The organism is Mucilaginibacter auburnensis, assembly GCF_002797815.1.
Classification (GTDB): domain Bacteria; phylum Bacteroidota; class Bacteroidia; order Sphingobacteriales; family Sphingobacteriaceae; genus Mucilaginibacter; species Mucilaginibacter auburnensis.
In genome coordinates, this window is sequence record NZ_PGFJ01000002.1 from 42793 (window position 1) to 63198 (window position 20406).

At 39.1% G+C, this 20406-nt stretch carries 23 protein-coding genes; 8 read left to right on the forward strand and 15 right to left on the reverse strand.

The features are described from left to right. Nucleotides 1–16: 16 nt before the first annotated feature. A complete protein-coding gene (locus CLV57_RS10725; RefSeq protein ID WP_100341411.1) occupies nucleotides 17–967 on the reverse strand; it encodes a hypothetical protein in 951 nt (316 codons plus the stop codon). 66 nt (nucleotides 968–1033) lie between these two features. Further along, nucleotides 1034–2383 (reverse strand): serine/threonine protein kinase, encoded by a 1350-nt coding sequence (locus CLV57_RS10730; RefSeq protein ID WP_100341412.1) that lies wholly within the window; start codon nucleotides 2381–2383, stop codon nucleotides 1034–1036. A 249-nt stretch (nucleotides 2384–2632) separates the two neighbouring features. Between CLV57_RS10730 and CLV57_RS10735 the strand changes: the two genes are divergently transcribed. Next, nucleotides 2633–3982 (forward strand): tryptophanase, encoded by a 1350-nt coding sequence (locus CLV57_RS10735; RefSeq protein ID WP_100341413.1) that lies wholly within the window; start codon nucleotides 2633–2635, stop codon nucleotides 3980–3982. A gap of 186 nt (nucleotides 3983–4168) precedes the next feature. Here CLV57_RS10735 and CLV57_RS10740 read toward each other — a convergent pair whose 3' ends face one another. Then, entirely contained in the window at nucleotides 4169–4363 is a 195-nt protein-coding gene (locus tag CLV57_RS10740; protein WP_317044583.1) for a hypothetical protein, read from the reverse strand. 126 nt (nucleotides 4364–4489) lie between these two features. Between CLV57_RS10740 and CLV57_RS10745 the strand changes: the two genes are divergently transcribed. The 4 genes from CLV57_RS10745 to CLV57_RS10760 all read left to right on the forward strand — a co-directional run bounded on the left by CLV57_RS10745 (nucleotide 4490) and on the right by CLV57_RS10760 (nucleotide 7216). Beyond that, nucleotides 4490–4966: a GAF domain-containing protein gene (locus CLV57_RS10745; RefSeq protein WP_100341415.1), complete on the forward strand. Its 477-nt coding sequence runs from the start codon at nucleotides 4490–4492 to the stop codon at nucleotides 4964–4966. A 5-nt stretch (nucleotides 4967–4971) separates the two neighbouring features. Further along, nucleotides 4972–5622 carry an alpha/beta fold hydrolase gene (locus CLV57_RS10750; protein ID WP_157799129.1) on the forward strand — a complete coding sequence of 217 codons (651 nt, stop codon included), beginning with the start codon at nucleotides 4972–4974 and terminating at the stop codon, nucleotides 5620–5622. Next, complete coding sequence (locus CLV57_RS10755; protein WP_100341417.1) at nucleotides 5619–6224, forward strand: DNA-3-methyladenine glycosylase; 606 nt, start codon at nucleotides 5619–5621, stop codon at nucleotides 6222–6224. The genes CLV57_RS10750 and CLV57_RS10755 overlap by 4 nt, the downstream gene beginning before the upstream one ends. Before the next feature lie 89 nt (nucleotides 6225–6313). After that, on the forward strand, nucleotides 6314–7216 hold the full coding sequence (locus CLV57_RS10760) for a histone deacetylase family protein (protein ID WP_100341418.1): 903 nt from the start codon (nucleotides 6314–6316) through the stop codon (nucleotides 7214–7216). Here CLV57_RS10760 and CLV57_RS10765 read toward each other — a convergent pair. The 4 genes from CLV57_RS10765 to CLV57_RS10780 are packed head-to-tail and all read right to left on the reverse strand — an operon-like array spanning nucleotide 7213 to nucleotide 10199. Beyond that, nucleotides 7213–8598, reverse strand: coding sequence for an MATE family efflux transporter (locus CLV57_RS10765; RefSeq protein WP_100341419.1), 1386 nt, complete (start codon nucleotides 8596–8598; stop codon nucleotides 7213–7215). The two genes, CLV57_RS10760 and CLV57_RS10765, sit on opposite strands and share 4 nt — an antisense overlap. Before the next feature lie 37 nt (nucleotides 8599–8635). Next, a complete protein-coding gene (locus CLV57_RS10770; RefSeq protein ID WP_100341420.1) occupies nucleotides 8636–9262 on the reverse strand; it encodes an AlbA family DNA-binding domain-containing protein in 627 nt (208 codons plus the stop codon). Between the two features lie 3 nt (nucleotides 9263–9265). Continuing rightward, complete coding sequence (locus tag CLV57_RS10775) at nucleotides 9266–9727, reverse strand: GNAT family N-acetyltransferase (protein WP_245856981.1); 462 nt, start codon at nucleotides 9725–9727, stop codon at nucleotides 9266–9268. Further along, nucleotides 9720–10199, reverse strand: a complete 480-nt coding sequence (locus CLV57_RS10780) for a DUF4442 domain-containing protein (protein WP_100341422.1) — start codon at nucleotides 10197–10199, stop codon at nucleotides 9720–9722. The genes CLV57_RS10775 and CLV57_RS10780 overlap by 8 nt, the downstream gene beginning before the upstream one ends. 107 nt (nucleotides 10200–10306) lie before the next feature. Here CLV57_RS10780 and CLV57_RS18380 point away from each other — a divergent pair, with 107 nt between their 5' ends. Continuing rightward, the gene (locus CLV57_RS18380) at nucleotides 10307–10501 is read left to right on the forward strand and encodes a hypothetical protein (RefSeq protein WP_157799130.1); all 195 of its coding nucleotides are present in this window, start codon (nucleotides 10307–10309) and stop codon (nucleotides 10499–10501) included. 86 nt (nucleotides 10502–10587) lie between these two features. Here the strand turns inward: CLV57_RS18380 and CLV57_RS10785 are convergent, their stop codons facing one another. The 8 genes from CLV57_RS10785 to CLV57_RS10820 form a co-directional block, all read right to left on the reverse strand. Next, complete coding sequence (locus tag CLV57_RS10785) at nucleotides 10588–11850, reverse strand: tetratricopeptide repeat protein (RefSeq protein WP_100341423.1); 1263 nt, start codon at nucleotides 11848–11850, stop codon at nucleotides 10588–10590. A 7-nt stretch (nucleotides 11851–11857) separates the two neighbouring features. After that, a complete protein-coding gene (locus CLV57_RS10790) occupies nucleotides 11858–12931 on the reverse strand; it encodes a tetratricopeptide repeat protein (RefSeq protein ID WP_100341424.1) in 1074 nt (357 codons plus the stop codon). A 44-nt stretch (nucleotides 12932–12975) separates the two neighbouring features. Next, entirely contained in the window at nucleotides 12976–15522 is a 2547-nt protein-coding gene (gyrA, locus tag CLV57_RS10795) for a DNA gyrase subunit A (RefSeq protein WP_100341425.1), read from the reverse strand. A gap of 143 nt (nucleotides 15523–15665) precedes the next feature. Then, entirely contained in the window at nucleotides 15666–16061 is a 396-nt protein-coding gene (locus tag CLV57_RS10800; RefSeq protein ID WP_100341426.1) for a hypothetical protein, read from the reverse strand. 3 nt (nucleotides 16062–16064) lie between these two features. Next, nucleotides 16065–16976, reverse strand: a complete 912-nt coding sequence (gene hemF, locus CLV57_RS10805; RefSeq protein WP_100341427.1) for an oxygen-dependent coproporphyrinogen oxidase — start codon at nucleotides 16974–16976, stop codon at nucleotides 16065–16067. 88 nt (nucleotides 16977–17064) lie between these two features. Continuing rightward, the gene (locus tag CLV57_RS10810) at nucleotides 17065–18306 is read right to left on the reverse strand and encodes an MFS transporter (protein WP_100341428.1); all 1242 of its coding nucleotides are present in this window, start codon (nucleotides 18304–18306) and stop codon (nucleotides 17065–17067) included. 113 nt (nucleotides 18307–18419) lie between these two features. Continuing rightward, complete coding sequence (locus CLV57_RS10815) at nucleotides 18420–18617, reverse strand: cold-shock protein (protein ID WP_100341429.1); 198 nt, start codon at nucleotides 18615–18617, stop codon at nucleotides 18420–18422. Between the two features lie 137 nt (nucleotides 18618–18754). Continuing rightward, nucleotides 18755–19390 carry a peroxiredoxin gene (locus CLV57_RS10820; RefSeq protein ID WP_100341430.1) on the reverse strand — a complete coding sequence of 212 codons (636 nt, stop codon included), beginning with the start codon at nucleotides 19388–19390 and terminating at the stop codon, nucleotides 18755–18757. Between the two features lie 223 nt (nucleotides 19391–19613). On the opposite strand from CLV57_RS10820, the gene CLV57_RS10825 reads away from it, so the two are divergent. Next, nucleotides 19614–19970 (forward strand): hypothetical protein, encoded by a 357-nt coding sequence (locus CLV57_RS10825; RefSeq protein WP_100341431.1) that lies wholly within the window; start codon nucleotides 19614–19616, stop codon nucleotides 19968–19970. A 14-nt stretch (nucleotides 19971–19984) separates the two neighbouring features. Further along, nucleotides 19985–20335, forward strand: coding sequence for a hypothetical protein (locus CLV57_RS10830; protein ID WP_100341432.1), 351 nt, complete (start codon nucleotides 19985–19987; stop codon nucleotides 20333–20335). Nucleotides 20336–20406 lie beyond the last annotated feature (71 nt).

Below are 20406 nucleotides of genomic sequence, written 5' to 3' on the forward strand. Positions count from 1 at the left end.
TAATATGTGCGACATACTATGCTTTGAATAGATTAATACCAATAATTCCGTTAAGCAATAACCGTGAATTTACAGGAAGCTCCACCCAAAGCGGTGCGTTAATATCACTGGCTTTAACAACAACTTCGTTCATGGTAGTTACCTCGCCAAAGGATGCCAGGTAAAACTTGCCATCTGTTTTATTAAATTTTATTTGAAGGTGCGGAGAGTTAACCCATTCTGACGGAATTTTGAAAATATGAGGTTCGTCGCGCGTTTCATCGTTGCCAGATACGATTATATCATCAGCTTTCATTAAATACTCCACCTTTTTACCGGCAAATTGTTTGTCAGGAATGATGGTCTCTAAACGTGCTATTGCATTGCTGGTTAAAGATTTTTCTTCGTTATATTCCAACTCTTCTTCGTATGGGATTTCCATATAGCCATCGCTGTAATAAGTAAAGCCCTTCAAAATATCATTATTAACATCAAAGGTTTGCGCAATACCAGTTTGTCGAGGAATGAATGTTACCCGTAAATTCTCAGGTTTGGGGGTGTTATTGTTATCAGGTAGTAGCTTACCTATAAAGCCCTTATCTCCGCGAACATAGTCCGGGTGGGATACCAGCCTGAAAACCCATTTAGAACCTGAAGGCTCAACCGTTTTGCCGGCGGCCCTTAGCTGTTTTAATATCTCGTAAAATTTTTTTACCGTTTCTTTGGCTATCAAACCAAAAATACCCTGCTTGTTTTCAACAAAATCACGGTAGTCGTCAGCGTTAAAACTAATAATGAATTCATGATAGAAAACTACACGGTTCCCAAATGATAGCTCTTTAATAGAGTCATCAAACTTTTCTATAATGTATTTATAAACTGTATCTGGGGTTAATGCGGGAGTTTTTCCGTTTATGCCCGATGTTTCATTGGTAAGAAACCAATCCTGTATGCCTAAACGTTGCCAGAAATTTCCTTTAGTTTCCATTAATATTGCAAGTATGTGTACTGAACACTTTACTATTATAGATGTTTTATGTTGAATTATATTGTTTTAAAACTCGGTTGGCGCTAACGTTGTGTCCGGGTTTTGATCCGTTCCGGTATCAACTTGAGCTTGCTGCGCAGCTTCTCTGACGCGTCGTTGTTCTTCTTCTTCTTCTCTTAAAGAGTCACGCCTGCGTTGAAGTGCCTGCTCCATCAACTCACGTTCTATCATCTGAGTAGATGTGTCTGCCTTTGCTATGCTATCTGTCCTTGCTGCATTGTCCCTGCCGGAAAAACCGTCTTTAAAAAACAACAGGTAGCCTGATAGCAACATAAACACAATCATGAGCGCGAAAATGCTGTTAAAAAATGCTTTGGATACCGGTGCGCCAGATACTCCGGATGTTGTTACCGGTTGTGATCGTTCGGCCAGTACCCGTTGCAGCCTTTTATTTTCTTCCTGTAAAGCTATTATTTCAGGTTGAAGTGCATTAATAACGTTAATACCTGTAGAAACACTGCCATTTGCGATAGCGTGGTGCAATTCAACGCCGCTATCATAACGATCTTCAGGGCGTTTTTGCAGGCACCTATTTATCACTTCAAGCAACCACGCAGGCACCTGCATCTCAGTTTCTTTTTTTTCTTCGTTCCAAGATTTAGGCAGGTTATTTCTTCGCAATTGCAATACATCAGGCACACTATCTTCCATATGCGCCACCATTACCGTATTGCGTGCCGTATCGCTGTTGTTATTTAAAGGGAATGGTACCTGACCGCTTAATAATTCGTATAGGATAATACCGTAGCTGTATACATCGGTTTGCAACAGCATTTTACCTTCATTTTGCTCGGGGGCCATAAATTCAACAGCGCCGGCGTGGCGTATGCTGGTGCGGCGCTGTTCCTCACTCATAATAGCCAGTCCGAAATCAAGCAGTACATAGTTACCTGTATGCGTGTTATACTTTATGTTATCGCTTTTTATATCACCGTGTTTAACGCCCACTTTATGGCAATGTTTAAGTGCGCACGACAACTGATCTGCAACTTTTAGCAGTTCTTTCAGCGTAAATATTTTTTCATTTGGCGGAGTAAGCAATTCGCTCAGATCGGGCCCCTCAATATATTCCATTTCTATGTAAGGGAACGAGCCGCTTTCAGTAATACCCCAGCTCAGCATTTTTACTACATTGGGATTCGGTTTTTCATTTACTTTTTTGAGTTTGGCTACCTCATTTTGGAAGTTGCGATAGTTTTTGTCCTGCGCATTTTCTATGTGGATTGGTGTTGGTATAAGTTTTACTGCGGTATAAATGGCGCCTGTACGTTTGCCTTTATATACAGAACCTTGCCCTCCGGTGCGCAGGGCACCTAAATTTTCAAGACCGTCTGCTATTGTAAATATTTTACTCATGCTAAATAAAATTACACTTATTGGGCGCATTTTGTTGCAGGTTTTGAAATGGAAATTTTAATGCCATTTAGTAAGAGATATAAAAGCGCTTATAACAAAGTATGTAACCCACAAATCAAATGGCGAATTGAAATTAAATTAATCGTTACATTTGGGGTATGTTATCCAACTGGAAAAATATTATTAAAAACCCGGAATGAAGGAGTGCTAAAACTACAGCACTATTTATTCATTTTTTAATATTTTTTCATGAGAACTATTATTGAACCATTTAAGATCAAATCGGTTGAGCCGATCCATTTTACTACGGCCGAAGAGCGCGCCGTTTTGCTTAAAGAAGCACATTATAACCCTTTTCTTTTACGATCCAGAGATGTTATTATTGACCTGTTAACAGACAGCGGAACCGGTGCCATGAGCAGTGAACAATGGGCGGGTGTAATGCGTGGTGACGAAAGTTACGCAGGTAGCGACAGTTTCTTCCGTTTTGAAGCTGCGGTGCGCGATTTAACGCACATGCCTTTTATTATACCTGTCCATCAAGGCCGTGCGGCAGAAAAGATATTATTTACAATTAAAGGTGGAATAGGAAAATATGTTGTAAGCAATACCTTATTTGATACAACCCGAGCAAATATAGAATTTTCCGGAGCTTTAGGAGTGGACTTGCTAACAACCGCCAGCAAAGACCCGTCTGTTCCGGCTCCGTTTAAAGGGAACATGGATACGGAAAGACTTCGCGAATTTATACAAGAGAAAGGCGCGGAAAATATATCCCTTATTATAATGACTGTTACCAATAATTCCGGAGGCGGTCAACCGGTTAGCATGGCTAATATTAGAGAAGTTAAGTCAATTTGTTTAGAATATAAGATACCCTTTTTTATTGATGCCTGCCGTTTTGCAGAAAACTGCTACTTCATTCAACAACGCGAACCGGAGTTTAAGGATAAAACAGTTAAAGAAATAGCACAGGAATTGTTTTCTTATGCAGATGGTTGCACAATGAGCGCGAAAAAGGACGCATTTGCAAATATTGGTGGCTTTTTAGCGGTACATGATCAGCAACTGGCGGAAGAATGCCGTAATCTGCTTATTATTACGGAAGGCTTTCCAACATACGGAGGGTTATCGGGCCGTGATCTTGAGGCTATTGCAATAGGTTTAAAAGAAATAGTTGAAGAGGATTATCTAAAATATCGTATTCGCAGTATTGAATACATTGGTGAAAAACTGGATGAATTTCAAGTGCCGTATCTGAAACCAACTGGCGGACATGCGCTGTACCTTGATGCGAAAGCTTTTTTACCACATATACCTGCGCACGAGTTTCCGGGACAGGCATTGTGCGCGGCATTGTATCTGGAGGGAGGAATAAGAGGTGTGGAGATTGGGTCAGTAATGTTCGGCGAGCATGCGCAGCAGGAACTTGTGCGACTGGCTATCCCCCGACGTACCTATACACAAAGCCATATGGATTACTTAACAGAGGTAATAATTGCCGTTTTTGAAAAACGTTCAAATGTGAGTGGAATGAAGATGGTTTATCAAACTCCGTTTCTTAGACACTTTACTGCAAAATTTGAGTTGGTCAAATAAATTGATAGCCAACATAAATTATAAGCCGCTTTATGCTATAAAAGAAGTTTCATAAAAAGCTTTAAAACATTTATATAGTATGAAGCGGCTTAAACCGATTTAACAATTGTATTCAGTACTTTTCGAGATGTTTAACATTACTAATATAACTATTTAAATATCAATATATTATATTAATTACCTTTATTAATAGTTGTATCTGTTATAACTCGCCTTAAAATCAATCGCCATATCCTTAAAACGTGCCGATACAGTTTTAAGAAACTCTTCGTCAAGTAATTCAAATACACTATTCACGCCGTCGGTAAGGTCCATTTCTGCTACTTTATAAGTTTGCTCCAATGTTCCCCGTTCCATCTTCACAATAAACTTTTGGTTCATACTAAAAATCGTGATTTTAAAATCCGCGTGGGGTAACTCAGCTACTACTCTCATCTGGCTAAATAAATCATTAAAAATGATATTCGTCTTATTTTCTTTGACATGTCCGTAATTACCTTTGTTTATATGGCAGAAGACTTAATTATTAGCAAAGCTGAAACTAAGAAGGAACAATACACATCACTTATACCTCAAATAGAAGCTTTGCTTTCCGGAGAAGATGATGTAATTGCAAACATGGGCAACGTTTGTGCTGCGCTTAAAGAACAATTTAATTGGCTTTGGGTAGGTTTTTACTTAGTAAAAGGCGAGGAGCTGGTACTCGGCCCGTTCCAAGGCCCTGTGGCTTGTACGCGAATTAAAAAGGGTAAAGGGGTTTGCGGCACTGCCTGGCATGAGCAGCAAACCATCATCGTGCCGGATGTTGAACAGTTTCCCGGTCACATTGCTTGCAGTTCAGCATCTGTTTCAGAAATAGTATTACCTGTTTTTCAAAATGGTGAAGTGGTAGCAGTGTTAGATGTGGATAGCGAATATCACGCGCATTTTGACGAGGTAGATGCAAAATACCTGGCCGAGATTATAAACCTTGTTAAGTTATAATGGCAATGCCCAGAGTATTTTTGATACCCGGCTTGGGTGCTGACACACGTATTTATAATAACATTGAGATATCAGATTACGAAGTTGTGCCGGTTGATTGGATTATACCTGATGTAACAGATACTTTAGAAAAGTATGCGCAAAAGGTTATTAGCGAATATGATATAAAATACAATGATGTTGTTATTGGTAATTCTTTAGGAGGTATGATCGCCATGGAAATAGCTAAGAAAGTGCCGTTAAGTAAAACTATATTAATCTCCAGTATACGCACGGTGCATGAAGCCCCGTGGTATTTTAGCGTATTTAGAAAAGCGCCTATTTACAAATTATTACCTGATAAAGTATTTACTCATCTCGGCGGTGCTATAAGGCCTGTTTTTGGCAACATGAAAGAGGAGGAGCTTTGGCTTTTTAAAGATATGATTTTGCATGCTTCTCCGTTTTTTATGAAATGGGCCATGTGGGCGGTATTGCATTGGACAAACGAAACCGTACCCAATAACGTTTATCAGATCATTGGTGATGTTGACAGGGTTTTCCCATTAAATCGAAACATGGAGCCAATTATCGTAAAAGGGGGTACCCATATTATGATATTTGACAAAGCCAAAGAAGTAAATAAAGCGTTGAAAAACATCTTGCGTAAAAAATGAAAATACCTACATCTTTTTATGAGCGAAATGATGTTGTGGCACTTGCAAGAGAGCTGTTAGGTAAGCATTTATTTACTTGTATAAATGGTGTAATAACAGGTGGATATATAGTTGAAACAGAAGCTTATAATGGCATTAATGATAAAGCAGCGCACAGTTACGGCGGCCGATTAACCCAGCGCACAAAAACTATGTTTGCGTCAGGTGGCATTGCTTATGTTTACCTTTGTTACGGCATTCATGAAATGTTCAATATTGTTGTTTCTAATGAAGGTGATCCATGTGCAATTCTGATAAGGGCTATTCATCCAACAATTGGGTTAGATGATATGTTGACAAGGCGTAAAATGCTTATTGCGAAACATAATATTACATCCGGGCCCGGCTCTGTTGGGCAGGCTCTTGGTATTGATCGTAAATTAAATGGCTTGAGTTTACAAAGTGATGTTTTATGGTTGGAAGATAACGGCCTCAGCTTTACAGATGACCAAATTGCTGCTGTACCTCGTGTAGGTGTCGCATATGCAAAAGAGGATGCATTGCTTCCTTATCGCTTTTACGTTAAAGGAGATCCCTATGTTAGCAAACCCAATAAGGCTTGATATGTAAACTAAGCTCTGTAAGCCGCTTTTAGACATACGTGATATCTTTGGTTCGTTACATAATAATTATTTGTTTAAAATAACTCTTTGTGCTTAAAATAGCTTTCGATCAAATATATGCACACCCGCTGCCAGATGGACATCGCTTTCCAATGCTGAAGTATGAGCTCATACCAGAACAACTGATACACCAAGGGATAATAACCGACGAAAATTTGTTTAGTCCTGATTTATGTTCGGAAGAAGTTATTCTGGCAACACATGATGCAGTGTACTGGCAGCAATTACATCATCTCGCATTAACAGCAAAGGAGCAGAGGCGAATTGGCTTTCCACTCACCGATAGGTTGGTAGCTCGTGAGCAACGAATAGCTCAAGGAACAATAGATGGTTGTCATTTTGCATTGAACCATGGAATTGCATTTAACGTAGCAGGAGGCACTCATCATGCAGGGAGTAATTGGGGAGAAGGGTTTTGCATGTTGAACGACCAGGCCATTGCAGCTAATTATTTGTTAAATAAACAATTAGCAAGATCCATATTAATAATTGATTTAGATGTACATCAAGGTAATGGAACTGCTGAAATATTTAATGGGGAATCCCGCGTTTTCACATTTTCAATGCATGGCGCCAATAACTTTCCATATAGAAAAGAACAATCTGATCTTGATGTAGGTTTGGCCGACGGTACCGGAGATGATGAATATTTAAATATTTTGCATAACATTTTACCCCAACTCATTGAACAGCAACAACCCGATTTTATGTTTTATTTATCAGGAGTTGATGTTTTAGCATCAGACAAACTTGGAAAACTTTCGTTATCTCAACAAGCCTGCAAATTACGGGATAAGTTTGTTTTGGAAACTGCCAAAACAAATAATATTCCCGTGCAGGTGAGTATGGGCGGCGGCTACTCTCCTGATATCAGAAACATTGTTGACGCCCATTGTGCAACATATGCCTTAGCGAAAGAAATATTCTTTTAATCTCTTGCAATTATTAATGCATTTCTATCCGCCAATCTATGCTTATGGCTGATCACTTTAAACCGGGTATACAATAAAATAGCAGACGCCAATAAGCCAGCCGTTAGGCCATACCAAACACCCGATACACCCCAATCTAAATAAATACCAAGTAACCAGCCCAGTGGTAAGCCTAACACCCAATAGGCGAAGAACGTTATAAGGGTGGGGATATTTACATCGCTCATACCACGTAGAATACCCAATCCAATAACCTGCGTGCCGTCAAACAACTGAAACATTGCTGCGATAATAAGTAGTTGTGATGCAACGGCTATTACAGCTTTGTCTTCAGTATATATCCATGGCAAAAAGTTGTTTCCAATGGTAAAAATTATAGCTGTTATTGCCATAAACGCTATCACCACATGATAGCTTGCATTTGCTGATTTTCGCAAAGAGGAGTGGTCGCGCACGCCAAAGTAATTACCAGACTTGATAGCAGCAGCCGCCGAAAGGCCGCTTGACATCATATAGGTTATTGACGCAAGGTTAATTGCTATTTGGTGCGCTGCAAGCTGCACAAGCCCAATACTGCCTATAATTACAGCAGCACCACTAAATGCGCTTACCTCAAATCCGTACTGCAAAGCCACCGGCCCGCCAATACCGAGTATTTGCAAACAGCGTTTAGCGTCAATTTTTGTTAAAGAAAAATCTGTAAGGTATTTTTTAAAATGCTTAGAACGAAATATATAGACCGCCATTACTAAAGCCATTGTACAGCGATCTATTAGTGTACTGTATCCCACACCCATAATGCCCATTGGCTTGATACCAAATAGTCCTTTAACAAATATTATCCCTAAACAAATGTTGAGTATGTTACCCCATATGGAGATCAGCATAGCCTGTTTGGTAAATCCCAGTCCTTCTGCAAACTGTTTAAAAGTATTAAAGACCAGCATAGGAATAATAGATGTGCCCAACAATATCAAGAAAGGCTTTGCTTGTACAATAACTTTCTGATCCTGTTTTAGATGCTCAAGTGCGTAAGCCGAACCTACCGCAATGAATGAAAAAAGTAATATTCCGCTAAGGAGGTTTATAAATAAACTATTGGACAGCAATCTTCCACATGCTGAGAATTCTTCACGGCTATTGTGTTGGGCAATAAGTGGGGTAGAGCCGTACGAAATTCCTATGCCAATAACCATTGGAACAACAAAAATGCTGCTGGCTAATGATACAGCTGCCAGGCTTACAGTGCCGGCAAAGTGGCCAACAATTATACTATCTGAAGCATGTACCAGGGTATGACCCATTTGAGAAATAACCACTGGTATAGCCAGTTTTAAGTTATCCCTATAATGATTTTTGTATTTCTTGTAAGTTGTTTTCATTTCGCGATGCAGAGGTTCGCAAAAATACAGATTTATACTATCCTGCGGCGGTGTAATATTCTTCCTTCTCAGAAGTGTGTATTTTGATAATGCCTGACAACGCAAGATTGACCAACAGGCGTTGAGCGGCACGTCTGCCAACTTTTATCAGGTCGCATAATTGTTTTATATCTATACGTTCGTTTTTGTCAAGATATTCCAGCAATAGCTTTTCTTTATCAGAATAAGATATGAAAACTCCGGTTGGGCTTGTGGAGCGTTTTAAAACGTCTACCATAACTTTGCTCGCCAAAACGCTTTTGTCTTTGACACGAACGTAGACCCACCATTTTCCATCTTCGGCTAATGCTGAATGTGGTTTAAGATTGCTTTCTTCAATATCAACTATTAAAATCAGTCTATCATCAACATAAATTTCTTCAAACCGAGGTTCAAGAGCTGGCCTGGAATATAAATGTGCCGCCCTGGTTATCATATAACGTTCCTCATCTTCAGATTTTACACCCTTGATCGCTCCGTCATCAGCTACGCCGATAAGAAGCCTGCCACCCCTGTTATTAGCGAAGGAAACCATTGTGCGCGCAATCTTCTCACAGCTGGTAATGGTTTTCTTAAAGTCGAGTGTTACACCTTCGCCTTCAAAGATCTGTTTTTTAACATTCATCAATCAATCCTCAACCTTGTAAGGCGTATAAATCTGCATCCACCTTTCAGGATGCGTTATTTCACTAAAGCCAAATTGTGCGTAAAGGCCATGCGCATCGGCAGTGGCCAGGCTCCATCTACGCAAACCCTGCAAATCTGGGTGGACCATAATGGTTTGCACCAGCCATTTAGACAATCCTTGTCTTCTGTAATCGGGTAATATAAAAACATCGGCCAAGTAAGCGAATGTCGCTGTATCTGTTATCACTCTTGCAAACCCAATTTGTGTTTTGTTATGATACACACCAAAACTTAGCGAATTTTTAACTGCTCGTTCCAAACGATCAAATGGAACTCCTTTTGACCAATATGAATCTTTGTCAAGGTAATTATAAATAACATCCATATCAAGCAGGGATTGATCTGTTGATATTAAAAAGCCTTTTTTAGTAAAGGCTTCATCGTTCATGTAAACTTTATTCACTGTCGGGTTTTGTAAACGTAAGGTCACGAATATATACTTCGCATTTTAGGTCGGCGCAAACTTCGCCAATCATATTACAAATAACAATAGGGTAGTACCTGATAAACTTTCCGCTTTGGTTTAGCTGCACTTCAACTTCTTGTATCTGTTCAGCAGACAAGTTAACACTGAAAACTACTTTGTTAGTTATTTTTTTTATAAAATGAATTTCGGCTGAACGAGACCATACGGCAACGCTATAACCTTTATTGCTAAAAATTTGATGAAACAGAACCGGATAACAGATATCTGCAGCTGAAAATATGGTTCCTCCAAATATGGAGTGATTGTAATTGGTATTAAATACGCTCTTGCTGATCTTTAGGGTTATTCCGGTAAAATCATGACAAATTTTAACTGTCCATATCCTCTGAAAAAATAAAGGCGGATAAAATCTAAGAAGCCATTTTAACACGCGTGCTGAAACTAACATTATACAAAATATATATTTTTTAAGTATAAAGGCCAAAAAAATAAACAATACAGCAATGCTTGGGTTACATAAGTAATTGTTTAATTGATAATTAAAAAACTAATACTATGAAAAAGAAAATTTTAAGTTTGGCTTTTGTCGCGGCGGTTGTCACGTCAATAGCTTCGGGCTGCAGCTCGATGAATGAAACAACAACCAATTCAGATTCAGCAGTAATGGATAGTAATTCTACAACAATGCCTGCTGATACCGCACGTACAGACACTGATAAAACAGATACAACCGCACGCCCAGCTCAGTAGTAAATATTTCACATAATTAACATTATGTTAAGTAGTAAATTATTTTTAAAGCCTGCATATCGCAGGCTTTAAATTTATAAACTCCTTTACTTTTTGCTAAGTTCGTCTATTTTCTTTTGAACTTCGTTCGCTTTAGCGGTATTTTGAGTTCCTATGTAGTAAGTTTTCAAATTACTCCATGCATCAACGTTATTCGGCTGAACTTCTGTTGCTTTTTCTAAATATGGTCTGGCAGCTTCAAACTGAGTTTTTGATTTTGCTAAAGCAGCATCATACTCTTTTTGTTTTGTTGCAGGTAATTGTTGAGCAGCGTTATAAGTATCAATTGCAGGATTTAATGTAACATAACCCAGATTTAGAATTGCATCAAAATACGCCGGATCAATTTCAACCGCTTTTTTAAACATATCGGCAGCTTTTACAAAATTTGATTCTTTCTCTTTATGTAGAGCAGCTAAAGCGGTAGCATCTTTAGTTTTGGATATTTTCGGTGTGAAACCATCTGCTATCTGGCTGTAAGTAATACCAGCGTAATAATACAAAGTTTTATTTTTTGGATCTTTCTCAATGGCAGATAGTATCTTGCTTAAAACCTGGTCAACTTTTCCTGATTGTAATGATACCTCTATTTCTCTTTTGCGTAATTCAGCATCAGCAGGGTATTTTTGAACAGCTTCCGCAGCAATATTCATTGCATTCACTGTATCTTTTACAGATAAGTACAATGATGAAAGATCTAAATAGATTTTATCTTTTTCTGAGAAATTAGTTGCCAATAGTTTTTTATACTGTTCAATAGCCGCCGGATAGTTTTTTGCAGCCCCGGCTGATATACCGGCGAAATATATAGCCGAGGTATCACCTTTGGCATATTTTTGACTGTAATCAAAGGCTTTATAAGCATCGTCAAACTTGTTTGCTTTATAATAAGAAACTCCGAAATTTAACTTGCTTTGAGCTAATGCAGACTCAGCAGATGATAAATATTTCTCATTCTCCTTTTTAACGTCCAGCTCCTTCCCTTTTACCAAAGCTTCTTCAGCAGCGGTGAAAAGCGGTGCGGAAGTGGATTCTACAGAATCTTGCATTGCTGAATGAGCGTAGATTGCAGCCTTTAAAGCATAGGTCTCAGGCAAGGCTGACGTTTTCTCGTGAACAGCAGCTTTATCAATTGCGGCTTTAGCTTTTGTAAGAGATTGCTTTACCAATGCAGCGTTATTTGTTGCACGTAACCCATCGTAAGTATCAAAAGAACTTTTAGCTGTAGATAGTTCGCCTTTTTGTGCAAACGCGGGCGCAACTAAAAAAAATGCTAAGCCTGCGCTGGCAAATAAATTTTTTATTTTCATATTAATCTTAATTGGTTAACTGTTTCAGTTTATTATTAATGTTATTTAGTTGTACTGTATTTCCGGTTTTGGTATAAAGTAAGCGCAAAGCTTCCAGGTTATTTGTGTTAAGCGGAGCCACTTCATGTGCTTTTTCGAGCCACTTCGTTGCAGCTAATAAGTCTTTATTATCTGTAAAGTTTTTTAATTGTGCTTTTCGTAAGTAAAGCAAGCCTAAATTAAATATTGGTTCGTAGGCGGAACTGTTTAACTCTATAGCCTGTGAATAAAGAGCTTCGGCTTTTTCAAAGTTGTTTAGCCTGTCATAGCAGTTAGCCGCGACAAAAACTATATCCGGATTATTGCTATTTGATTCAAGTAATGCAGGTAAAAGAGGTGCTAACGAAGCATAGTCGCGTTTATTATTGTAAATGTTAGCCTCATCAAGTAAGAGGAAACCATTTTCCGGTGATGATCTTCTAACTCTTTCAAGTAATTTTATTGCTTTTGTCGTGTCTCCTACGGCTTTATAAACAGCAGAAGCTGCCTCAATATTCTCACTCCAGGCCTCCTCTGTTAATGGTAGATTGTTGTAAAAAGAGGCAGCTGCAGATAAATTTCCCAATCTTCCGTTAATATAAGCTAAATAGGCATCCAGACGATTAAAATGCGGAGCATACTTTTTAGCACTTAATAAATTTTGCTGCGCAACCAACAGATCTGACTTTTTTAAGTAATTAAAAGCATTACGAATGTGTACGTTAGCAAGACAATTAGCAACGTATTTTAGATCCTCTTCAAAGACTTTCCTTTTTCTGCTTCCATTTAATTTGTCAACCAATTGTGTTGTCTTATTTAAAAGGTCAGCAGGAAGATTTAGAGAGTTAAGCGAGTCTGCATACAACACAGAACTGTTTATAACAGCCAGGTACACATTTTTCTCAAAGTTGGATGTGTCGTTATTGACAGCGATCAGGCTATCAATTGACTTTTTTGCAGCTGACAAATATTTCAGCTCTTTATTTCTTTTGTAACGAGCAAGACTGTTTACCACACCTTTCAGCACTTCCGATTGGCAGAATGCCTCGGGTGTGATAAACATTATCAGTAAAACCGAAAAAATGATTTTACGAATTCTCATTCCTTTTATTCTGTTGTTTCCTCTGGGTTGTCGTTGTTTTCAACAGCATCCTCCCCTTCATTGTTTTGACTATCTTCTTCCTCGTCGTGCTCAATTTTTGCTACAGAAGCAATTTCGTCTTCACCTTTAAGGGTTATCAACCTCACTCCTTGCGTTGCCCTACCCATTACACGTAATTCGCTAACTGCAATACGTATGATAATACCAGATTTGTTGATGATCATCAAATCTTCTTTATCAGTAACGCCTTTAATGGCTACTAAATTGCCTGTCTTATCGGTAACATTTAGTGTTTTTACTCCTTTGCCGCCTCTGTTGGTAACTCTGTAGTCATCTATATCTGTACGTTTACCGTAACCTTTTTCTGATACTACCAATACTGTTGTTTCAGGATTGTCAATGCTTATCATGCCAACAACTTCGTCTTTCTCGCTATCTAAAGTAATACCTCTTACACCCGTAGCGGTACGGCCCATCGGTCTTACGGTAGACTCATTGAAGCGTATTGCGCGGCCTGAGCTTAACGCCATAACAATTTCGCTGCTGCCGCTTGTTAAGTTAGCTTCTAATAATGAATCTCCCTCATTAACATTGATAGCATTGATGCCATTAGCCCGTGGGCGAGAGTATGCTTCTAACGACGTTTTTTTAATTACACCTTTTCGTGTACACATAATAATGAAGTTATTTTCCAGATAGTCCTTATCCTTCAAATTCACCACTTTTATGTAAGCCTTTATTTTCTCCTCTTTTGGAATATTTATAATGTTCTGAATTGCACGGCCTTTTGATGTACGAGAACCTTCCGGTATTTCAAATACTCTTAACCAGAAACATTGTCCTTGTTCTGTAAAGAACAACATGTAGTTGTGGTTAGAAGCAATAAGCAGATGTTCAATAAAATCAGCATCGCGGCTGTTGCTGCCCAATGATCCCTTTCCACCTCTACCCTGTCTGCGGTATTCTGTTAAAGGCGTACGTTTAATATAACCCTCATGTGATATGGTTATAACAACGTCTTCGTCTTCAATGAAATCTTCCGTTTGCATTTCGGCAGATGAGTGTACAATTTCAGTTTTACGCTCATCACCGTATTTATCTTTTATCTCTGATAGCTCATCTTTAATGATCTGCATTCGCATACCTTCATCGTTTAAGATGGCAGTTAAATGCTCAATCAGTTTCATTAAAGCGGCATATTCTTCTTTGATCTTATCGCGCTCAAGTCCTGTTAACCTGCGCAATGTCATATCTAATATGGCTCGTGCTTGCAGGTCAGTTAGTCCAAACTGGCTGATCAACCCCTCACGGGCTTCATCCGGTGTTTGAGATGCACGAATTAATTTGATCACCTCATCAAGGTGGTCAAGCGCTATTAATAAACCCTCTAATATATGCGCCCGTTTTTCTGCCTCGGCTAACTCAAACTTGGTACGGCGTATTACTACTTCATGGCGGTGCTCAACAAAATGGTGGATCAAATCCTTCAAGTTAAGCAGCATCGGTCTGCCATGAACAAGCGCGATGTTATTTACGCTAAACGAAGTTTGAAGTGCCGTATATTTGAATAGGTTATTTAATACAATTGAAGCGTTTGCATCGCGGCGTATTTCATAAACTATCCGAATGCCCTCGCGGTTGGATTCATCACGAATAGCTGATATGCCTTCTAACTTTTTCTCGTTAACCAGGTCGGCAGTACGCTCAATCATGTTAGCTTTGTTTACCTGGTAAGGTATTTCGCTAACTATAATACGTTCTCTATCTCCACCCCCATATGTTTCAATCTCCGCACGGGCACGTATAACTACACGGCCACGACCGGTTTCCAATGCTTCTCGCGGGCCTTCTGTCCCGTAAATAATTGCTCCGGTAGGGAAATCAGGTCCCTTTACATATTTTACAAGCTCACTTATCTCAATATCACGGTTGTCAATTAAGGCAATTGTAGCATCAATAACTTCTGATAAGTTGTGCGGTGCCATATTAGTGGCCATACCTACAGCAATACCCGATGCACCATTAACCAGCAGGTTTGGGAATTTCGAAGGCAATACCGTTGGCTCTTCTAACGAATCGTCAAAGTTCAATTGGAAGTCAATGGTATCTTTGTTGATATCAGCCAACAACTCTTCGGCCATTTTTTCTAAACGGGCCTCGGTATAACGCATAGCCGCCGGGTTGTCACCATCAATGGTACCATAGTTACCCTGGCCTTCAACCAACGGGTAGCGTAAGCTGAAATCCTGAGCCATACGTACCATAGTGTCATATACCGACGAGTCACCATGAGGGTGGTACTTACCCATTACCTCACCCACAATACGGGCTGATTTTTTGTAGGGTTTATTGTTGTTAAGTCCAAGATCTAACATGCCAAAAAGCACACGTCTGTGAACAGGTTTTAAGCCGTCACGAACATCAGGCAGTGCTCTTGATACGATAACCGACATTGAATAATCAATGTAGGCCGATCGCATTTCCTCATCAATATTTATCGAAATTATTTTGTCTTCGTTATTGGTATTATCGTTCTCTATTCCTTCAGCCATTTTATTCTTTTAGCAAGTTTCTTCTACAATTTAGGATGCGCAGCACACTTGTTTATGCGACCTGCGAAGTTAAGAATTTAGTTGATTTCTCCTATTCTATTTGGTAACAAATTAGGTGTACAGCGGAGTGTTTGAACTGAATTTTACTTTACTTTTTTCCAAAAGTCTTCAACCTCAATTCCGTTGGGTAATTTGCCTTTTAAAAAAAGTGTATCGTTTTTAATAGTGTAGCTATAGTGTATGAGTTTTCCGGTTAAAAAAGATGGTTGCAAGCTGTAAGTCTGAGTTTCAAAGCATGAATCGGCTGTTAGCGAATAATCACCCGATTCGTATTTTAAGGGCTTCTCTCCTTTCTCTAACAAAAAGGCTTCGAACTTATCTTTAGTGTATACGCGCTGCTGTGAGTAATCTTTGGGTGCCGAATAGAATTTACCGCCACTCATTCCGCCTGCGTACTGCCAGGTTCCCTTTAGCGATGATATCTTAACAAATGATGATAACACCAAAACGGTGATTATCACAGATAAACTTTTACGCATGCCTTAAATCCAGTTAATATCCTTTTTTAGCAATGAAAGCGTTTTTTCTTCTTCACTACCTGGCTCGGCCTCGTAGTTGTATTCCCACTTTGCTGTAGGCGGCAAACTCATTAAAATAGACTCGATACGCCCGTTGGTTTCCAAGCCAAATTTTGTGCCTGCATCATAAACTAAATTGAACTCTACATAACGGCTTCTGCGTTGGTACTGCCATAATTGTTGTTGCTCAGTGAATACTTCGTTACGATGGCGATTAACCAGCTCGATATAGGTAGGCGCAAATATGCGACCTAAGGCTTTAGAAAACTCAAACACCTCCTCCCAGCTTAAATTGTCATTAGCGGTAAGCCTGTCGTAAAATATACCACCAATACCGCGGGTTTCGTCGCGGTGTTTTATGTAGAAATAACTATCGGCCCATGCTTTGAATTTAGCATAAAAATCAGCGTTGAACCTGTCGCAAACTACTTTGAGCTGACCATGAAAAAAGCGCGCGTCTTCTTCAATAACATAATGAGGCGTAAGGTCAATCCCGCCACCAAACCAACGCACAGGCTCTTGCCCTTCCGGAGTATTAAGCATTTCAAAGTACCGTATATTCATATGAATTATAGGTACCAGCGGATGGTTAGGATGAATTACAATAGATACGCCTGTAGCGAAAAAATCATCGCTATCCACTTTTAGCGCCTTCTTCATTACTTCCGGTAGTTTACCATGAACAGCTGAGAAATTTACACCGCCTTTTTCAAGAATATTGCCGTTTTGGATAACCCTTGTGCGGCCTCCACCTCCACCCTCGCGTTCCCAAAGTTCTTCTTCAAATTTGCTTTTGCCATCCAGGTTTTCGAGCGCCAGACAGATCTCGTCTTGTATAGCCTTATAATCTGCCGCTATCTGTTCTTTGTTGATCATTGTCGCAAAAATGCGTTTTATTTATAACAGACGCAAAATCTCAGCTCAGTTGTGTGTAAAAGTTGGCTTAGCTAATTATAAATAGTTTCTATATAAACTCGTCAATATAGTTCAGATCTTTTCCGAAAGTTTCCTTTAGCTGACTTAACGAAAAAAGGGAAATTGCGGTAAGTATACCCATCATAATAAATCCCGCATTGATCATTCCAAACTCACCTTTAAAGTAAAGAAACGCCCATGTTATAGGAATTAGTGCGCCACGTACAAAATTGGGCACGGTTGTAGTTACGGTTGCGCGCAGATTAGTACCAAACTGTTCTGATGCAATGGTTACAAATGTGGCCCAATAGCCAACCGTGCATCCCATAAAAAAGCATATCCACAAAAATTTGGTGCTGTCCATACCTGTTGATGTGAGGTAAATTGCCACGCTTACTACCGAAATAAGTAAAAACACCAGCATAGTTAAACGCCTTGAGCGTGTAGCTTGTGCCAGCAAACCAGCTGCTAAGTCGCCAACAGAAATTCCTATGTAAGTATACAACACGCCGTCGCCGGCACTAAGTACATCTTTAGCTTTTAAAGCTATTCCAAATTCAGGCGATAGTGTTACCAATATTCCTACCACAAACCATAACGGCGCTCCTAAAAATATGCAGTATACATATTTTAAGAAGCGTTTACGATCTGTAAATAAGCTCAAAAAATTCCCTCTTGATACGTCGCTCTTCTCTGCATCCTTAAACATGCCCGATTCAAATGTTCCCGCGCGAAGTAATAGTAATAATAAACCGAGACCACCGCCAACAAAATAGGCGTTTTGCCAACCGAAATTTTTAGCAACTATGTTGGCTAGCACGGCGCCAAAAAGCCCTACCACGGCCACTATCATGGTGCCGTAACCCCGGTTCTCCTTACTCATGGTTTCACTTACCAGGGTAATCCCTGCACCTAACTCACCGGCCAAACCTATGCCCGCAAAAAAGCGAACAGCAGCATAGGTATTAACATCCTGCACAAAACCATTGGCAAAATTGGCAATGGAATAAAGCAAAATTGAACCAAAAAGTACTTTTATACGGCCCATTTTATCACCAACTATACCCCAAACTATACCGCCTAAAAGCAAGCCAAACATCTGCACATTGATAATGAATGTACCGCTACTGGTAATGTCAGCAGGGTTAGTAATACCAATGCCTTTCAAACTTTCAACCCTTACAATTGAAAAAATAAGAAGGTCATAAATGTCAACAAAGTAGCCTAATGCAGCTACAATCACTAAAAAAATAACGTTTCGGTTGCCTGCGCGGGCAGCTGTTGTGGCCATAAGTGGTCGCTATAATTGGTGCGCTAAAGTAGTTTAATTTGTATTTTTTTTATTTAAAAGGCAAAAAAAAAACCTCTGCGTTAACACAGAGGTTTTTTGATAAGTACGGTAAACTATATTTTTTTTACGTTTACAGCCTGCAATCCTTTTCTTCCTTCTTCCACATCGTATTGTACGCTGTCGTTATCTTTGATAGCATTTACGCCGCCTTGTACATCCTTAAAGTGAACAAAAAGGTCTTTACCTTCTTCGGTGATAATAAAACCGAAACCTTTTTGTGTGTTAAACCATTTTACTTTTCCAGTTTTCATAATTTAGTATTGTATTAAAAATTAACTTTTAAGATATATAATAAGCCAAACTGAATTACAAATGGTATTAATAATCAGTGGAATAACTATACTCTGCTTTTTCCAAATATAATAAATAATTTATTTAAGCAAATAAATTATTTATTAGGCTGAGGAGTTAAGCGCAGGTATGGTTTTACCTCACGGAAACCTTTAGGAAACTTAGCCGGAATATCTTCGGTTTTAATAGCCGGTACCACTACTACATCTTCGCCTTCTTTCCAGTTGGCTGGTGTTGCTACGCTATAGTAGGCAGTTAATTGAAGAGAGTCAATCACCCTTAAAATCTCCTGGAAATTTCTGCCTGTTGATGCAGGATAAGTGATTATCAATTTAATGGCTTTATCTGGCCCAATGATAAATAACGACCGTACGGTTGCATTTACAGACGCATTGGGATGGATCATATCATATGCTTCTGAAATCTTACGGTCTTCATCAGCTACAATTGGAAAATCAACCTCTACGCCTTGTGTTTCATTAATATCCTTAATCCAGCCATGATGAGATTCAACCGAATCTACGCTCAATGCCAAAACTTTAACATTGCGTTTAGCAAACTCCTCCTTCAATGCAGCCGTAGCTCCCAGTTCTGTTGTACAAACCGGTGTATAATCGGCAGGGTGCGAAAACAATACTCCCCAGCCATCGCCAAGGTATTCATATAAGTCAATCTCTCCTATTGAAGTTTGTGCCCGAAAGTTGGGGGCTTTATCGCCTAATCTTAAGCTCATAATTATATTTATTTAGATGTTGTGTTTAAAATCAAAATAAAGTTACGGCGATTGATGGAATAAACAACAGTGCTAACAAAAAAAATCTACTATTTACATAGACATTACATAAATTTAGTAAATGTCACTCATCTAATAATTAGCAACATTTAAGTTACATGTTGTATGTAAAACTAATAGCACTTACCTTTAGTATTACAATTACATTAATAAACCGAAAAAGATGAAAAAATTATTATTAGTAAGCGCCTTTGTTTTAGGCGTTAGCGCGGTAAGCTTTGCGCAAGGCAGAATGGGAGGTACACCAGACCAGCAGGTTGAGCGTTTAAAAACACAAATTGCAGGTATAACTGATGCCCAGGCAGCTAAGATCAAAGTTGTTTATGAAACACAAGCTAAAAGCCGTGATAGCTTAATGCAAGCTGGTGGTGATATGCAGGCTAACATGGCTACTTTCATGAAAATGCGTGAAACTGCCAACGCTAAAATAAAAGCTGTATTAACTCCTGAGCAAGCAACTGCTTTCCAAAAACAAGTTGATGAGCAAGCTGCTCAGATGCGTCAAAGAATGGGCAACTAAACAATTGATTAAAAATGAAAAAATTATTATTAGTTGGAGCTTTTGTATTGGGCTTTAGTGTAGTGAGCCTTGCACAAGGACCCCCTACTCCAGAAGAGCGTGTTGCAGCTTTAAAGACTTCTTTGTCATTGAATGATGCACAAGTTGCCAAAGCAAAAGTTATTTATGATGCACAAGGCAAAAGCATGGATAGCCTTATGAGCAGTGCAAACGGTGATTTTCAGTCAGCTATGCCTAAGTTTGTAAAAATCATGGAAAGCACAAACACTAAGATCAAAGCAATATTAACACCCGAACAACAACCTGCTTTTCAAAAACAGGTAGACGCTATGAATGAGCGTTTTAAACAAATGGGCGGTAACTAATAAGCACTTGCATACATTTAAAAGCCTCGGGTTTACCGGGGCTTTTTTTATTTTAGCCAAAATTTATTGTA

Coding starts and splice junctions, on each gene's coding strand:
- CLV57_RS10725 (WP_100341411.1), bottom strand. CDS start 967: ATGGAAACTAAAGGAAATTTCTGGCAACGTTTAGGCATACAGGATTGG.
- CLV57_RS10730 (WP_100341412.1), bottom strand. CDS start 2,383: ATGAGTAAAATATTTACAATAGCAGACGGTCTTGAAAATTTAGGTGCC.
- CLV57_RS10735 (WP_100341413.1), top strand. CDS start 2,633: ATGAGAACTATTATTGAACCATTTAAGATCAAATCGGTTGAGCCGATC.
- CLV57_RS10740 (WP_317044583.1), bottom strand. CDS start 4,363: ATGAACCAAAAGTTTATTGTGAAGATGGAACGGGGAACATTGGAGCAA.
- CLV57_RS10745 (WP_100341415.1), top strand. CDS start 4,490: ATGGCAGAAGACTTAATTATTAGCAAAGCTGAAACTAAGAAGGAACAA.
- CLV57_RS10750 (WP_157799129.1), top strand. CDS start 4,972: ATGCCCAGAGTATTTTTGATACCCGGCTTGGGTGCTGACACACGTATT.
- CLV57_RS10755 (WP_100341417.1), top strand. CDS start 5,619: ATGAAAATACCTACATCTTTTTATGAGCGAAATGATGTTGTGGCACTT.
- CLV57_RS10765 (WP_100341419.1), bottom strand. CDS start 8,598: ATGAAAACAACTTACAAGAAATACAAAAATCATTATAGGGATAACTTA.
- CLV57_RS10770 (WP_100341420.1), bottom strand. CDS start 9,262: ATGAATGTTAAAAAACAGATCTTTGAAGGCGAAGGTGTAACACTCGAC.
- CLV57_RS10780 (WP_100341422.1), bottom strand. CDS start 10,199: ATGTTAGTTTCAGCACGCGTGTTAAAATGGCTTCTTAGATTTTATCCG.
- CLV57_RS18380 (WP_157799130.1), top strand. CDS start 10,307: ATGAAAAAGAAAATTTTAAGTTTGGCTTTTGTCGCGGCGGTTGTCACG.
- CLV57_RS10785 (WP_100341423.1), bottom strand. CDS start 11,850: ATGAAAATAAAAAATTTATTTGCCAGCGCAGGCTTAGCATTTTTTTTA.
- CLV57_RS10790 (WP_100341424.1), bottom strand. CDS start 12,931: ATGTTTATCACACCCGAGGCATTCTGCCAATCGGAAGTGCTGAAAGGT.
- gyrA (WP_100341425.1), bottom strand. CDS start 15,522: ATGGCTGAAGGAATAGAGAACGATAATACCAATAACGAAGACAAAATA.
- CLV57_RS10800 (WP_100341426.1), bottom strand. CDS start 16,061: ATGCGTAAAAGTTTATCTGTGATAATCACCGTTTTGGTGTTATCATCA.
- hemF (WP_100341427.1), bottom strand. CDS start 16,976: ATGATCAACAAAGAACAGATAGCGGCAGATTATAAGGCTATACAAGAC.
- CLV57_RS10810 (WP_100341428.1), bottom strand. CDS start 18,306: ATGGCCACAACAGCTGCCCGCGCAGGCAACCGAAACGTTATTTTTTTA.
- CLV57_RS10815 (WP_100341429.1), bottom strand. CDS start 18,617: ATGAAAACTGGAAAAGTAAAATGGTTTAACACACAAAAAGGTTTCGGT.
- CLV57_RS10820 (WP_100341430.1), bottom strand. CDS start 19,390: ATGAGCTTAAGATTAGGCGATAAAGCCCCCAACTTTCGGGCACAAACT.
- CLV57_RS10825 (WP_100341431.1), top strand. CDS start 19,614: ATGAAAAAATTATTATTAGTAAGCGCCTTTGTTTTAGGCGTTAGCGCG.
- CLV57_RS10830 (WP_100341432.1), top strand. CDS start 19,985: ATGAAAAAATTATTATTAGTTGGAGCTTTTGTATTGGGCTTTAGTGTA.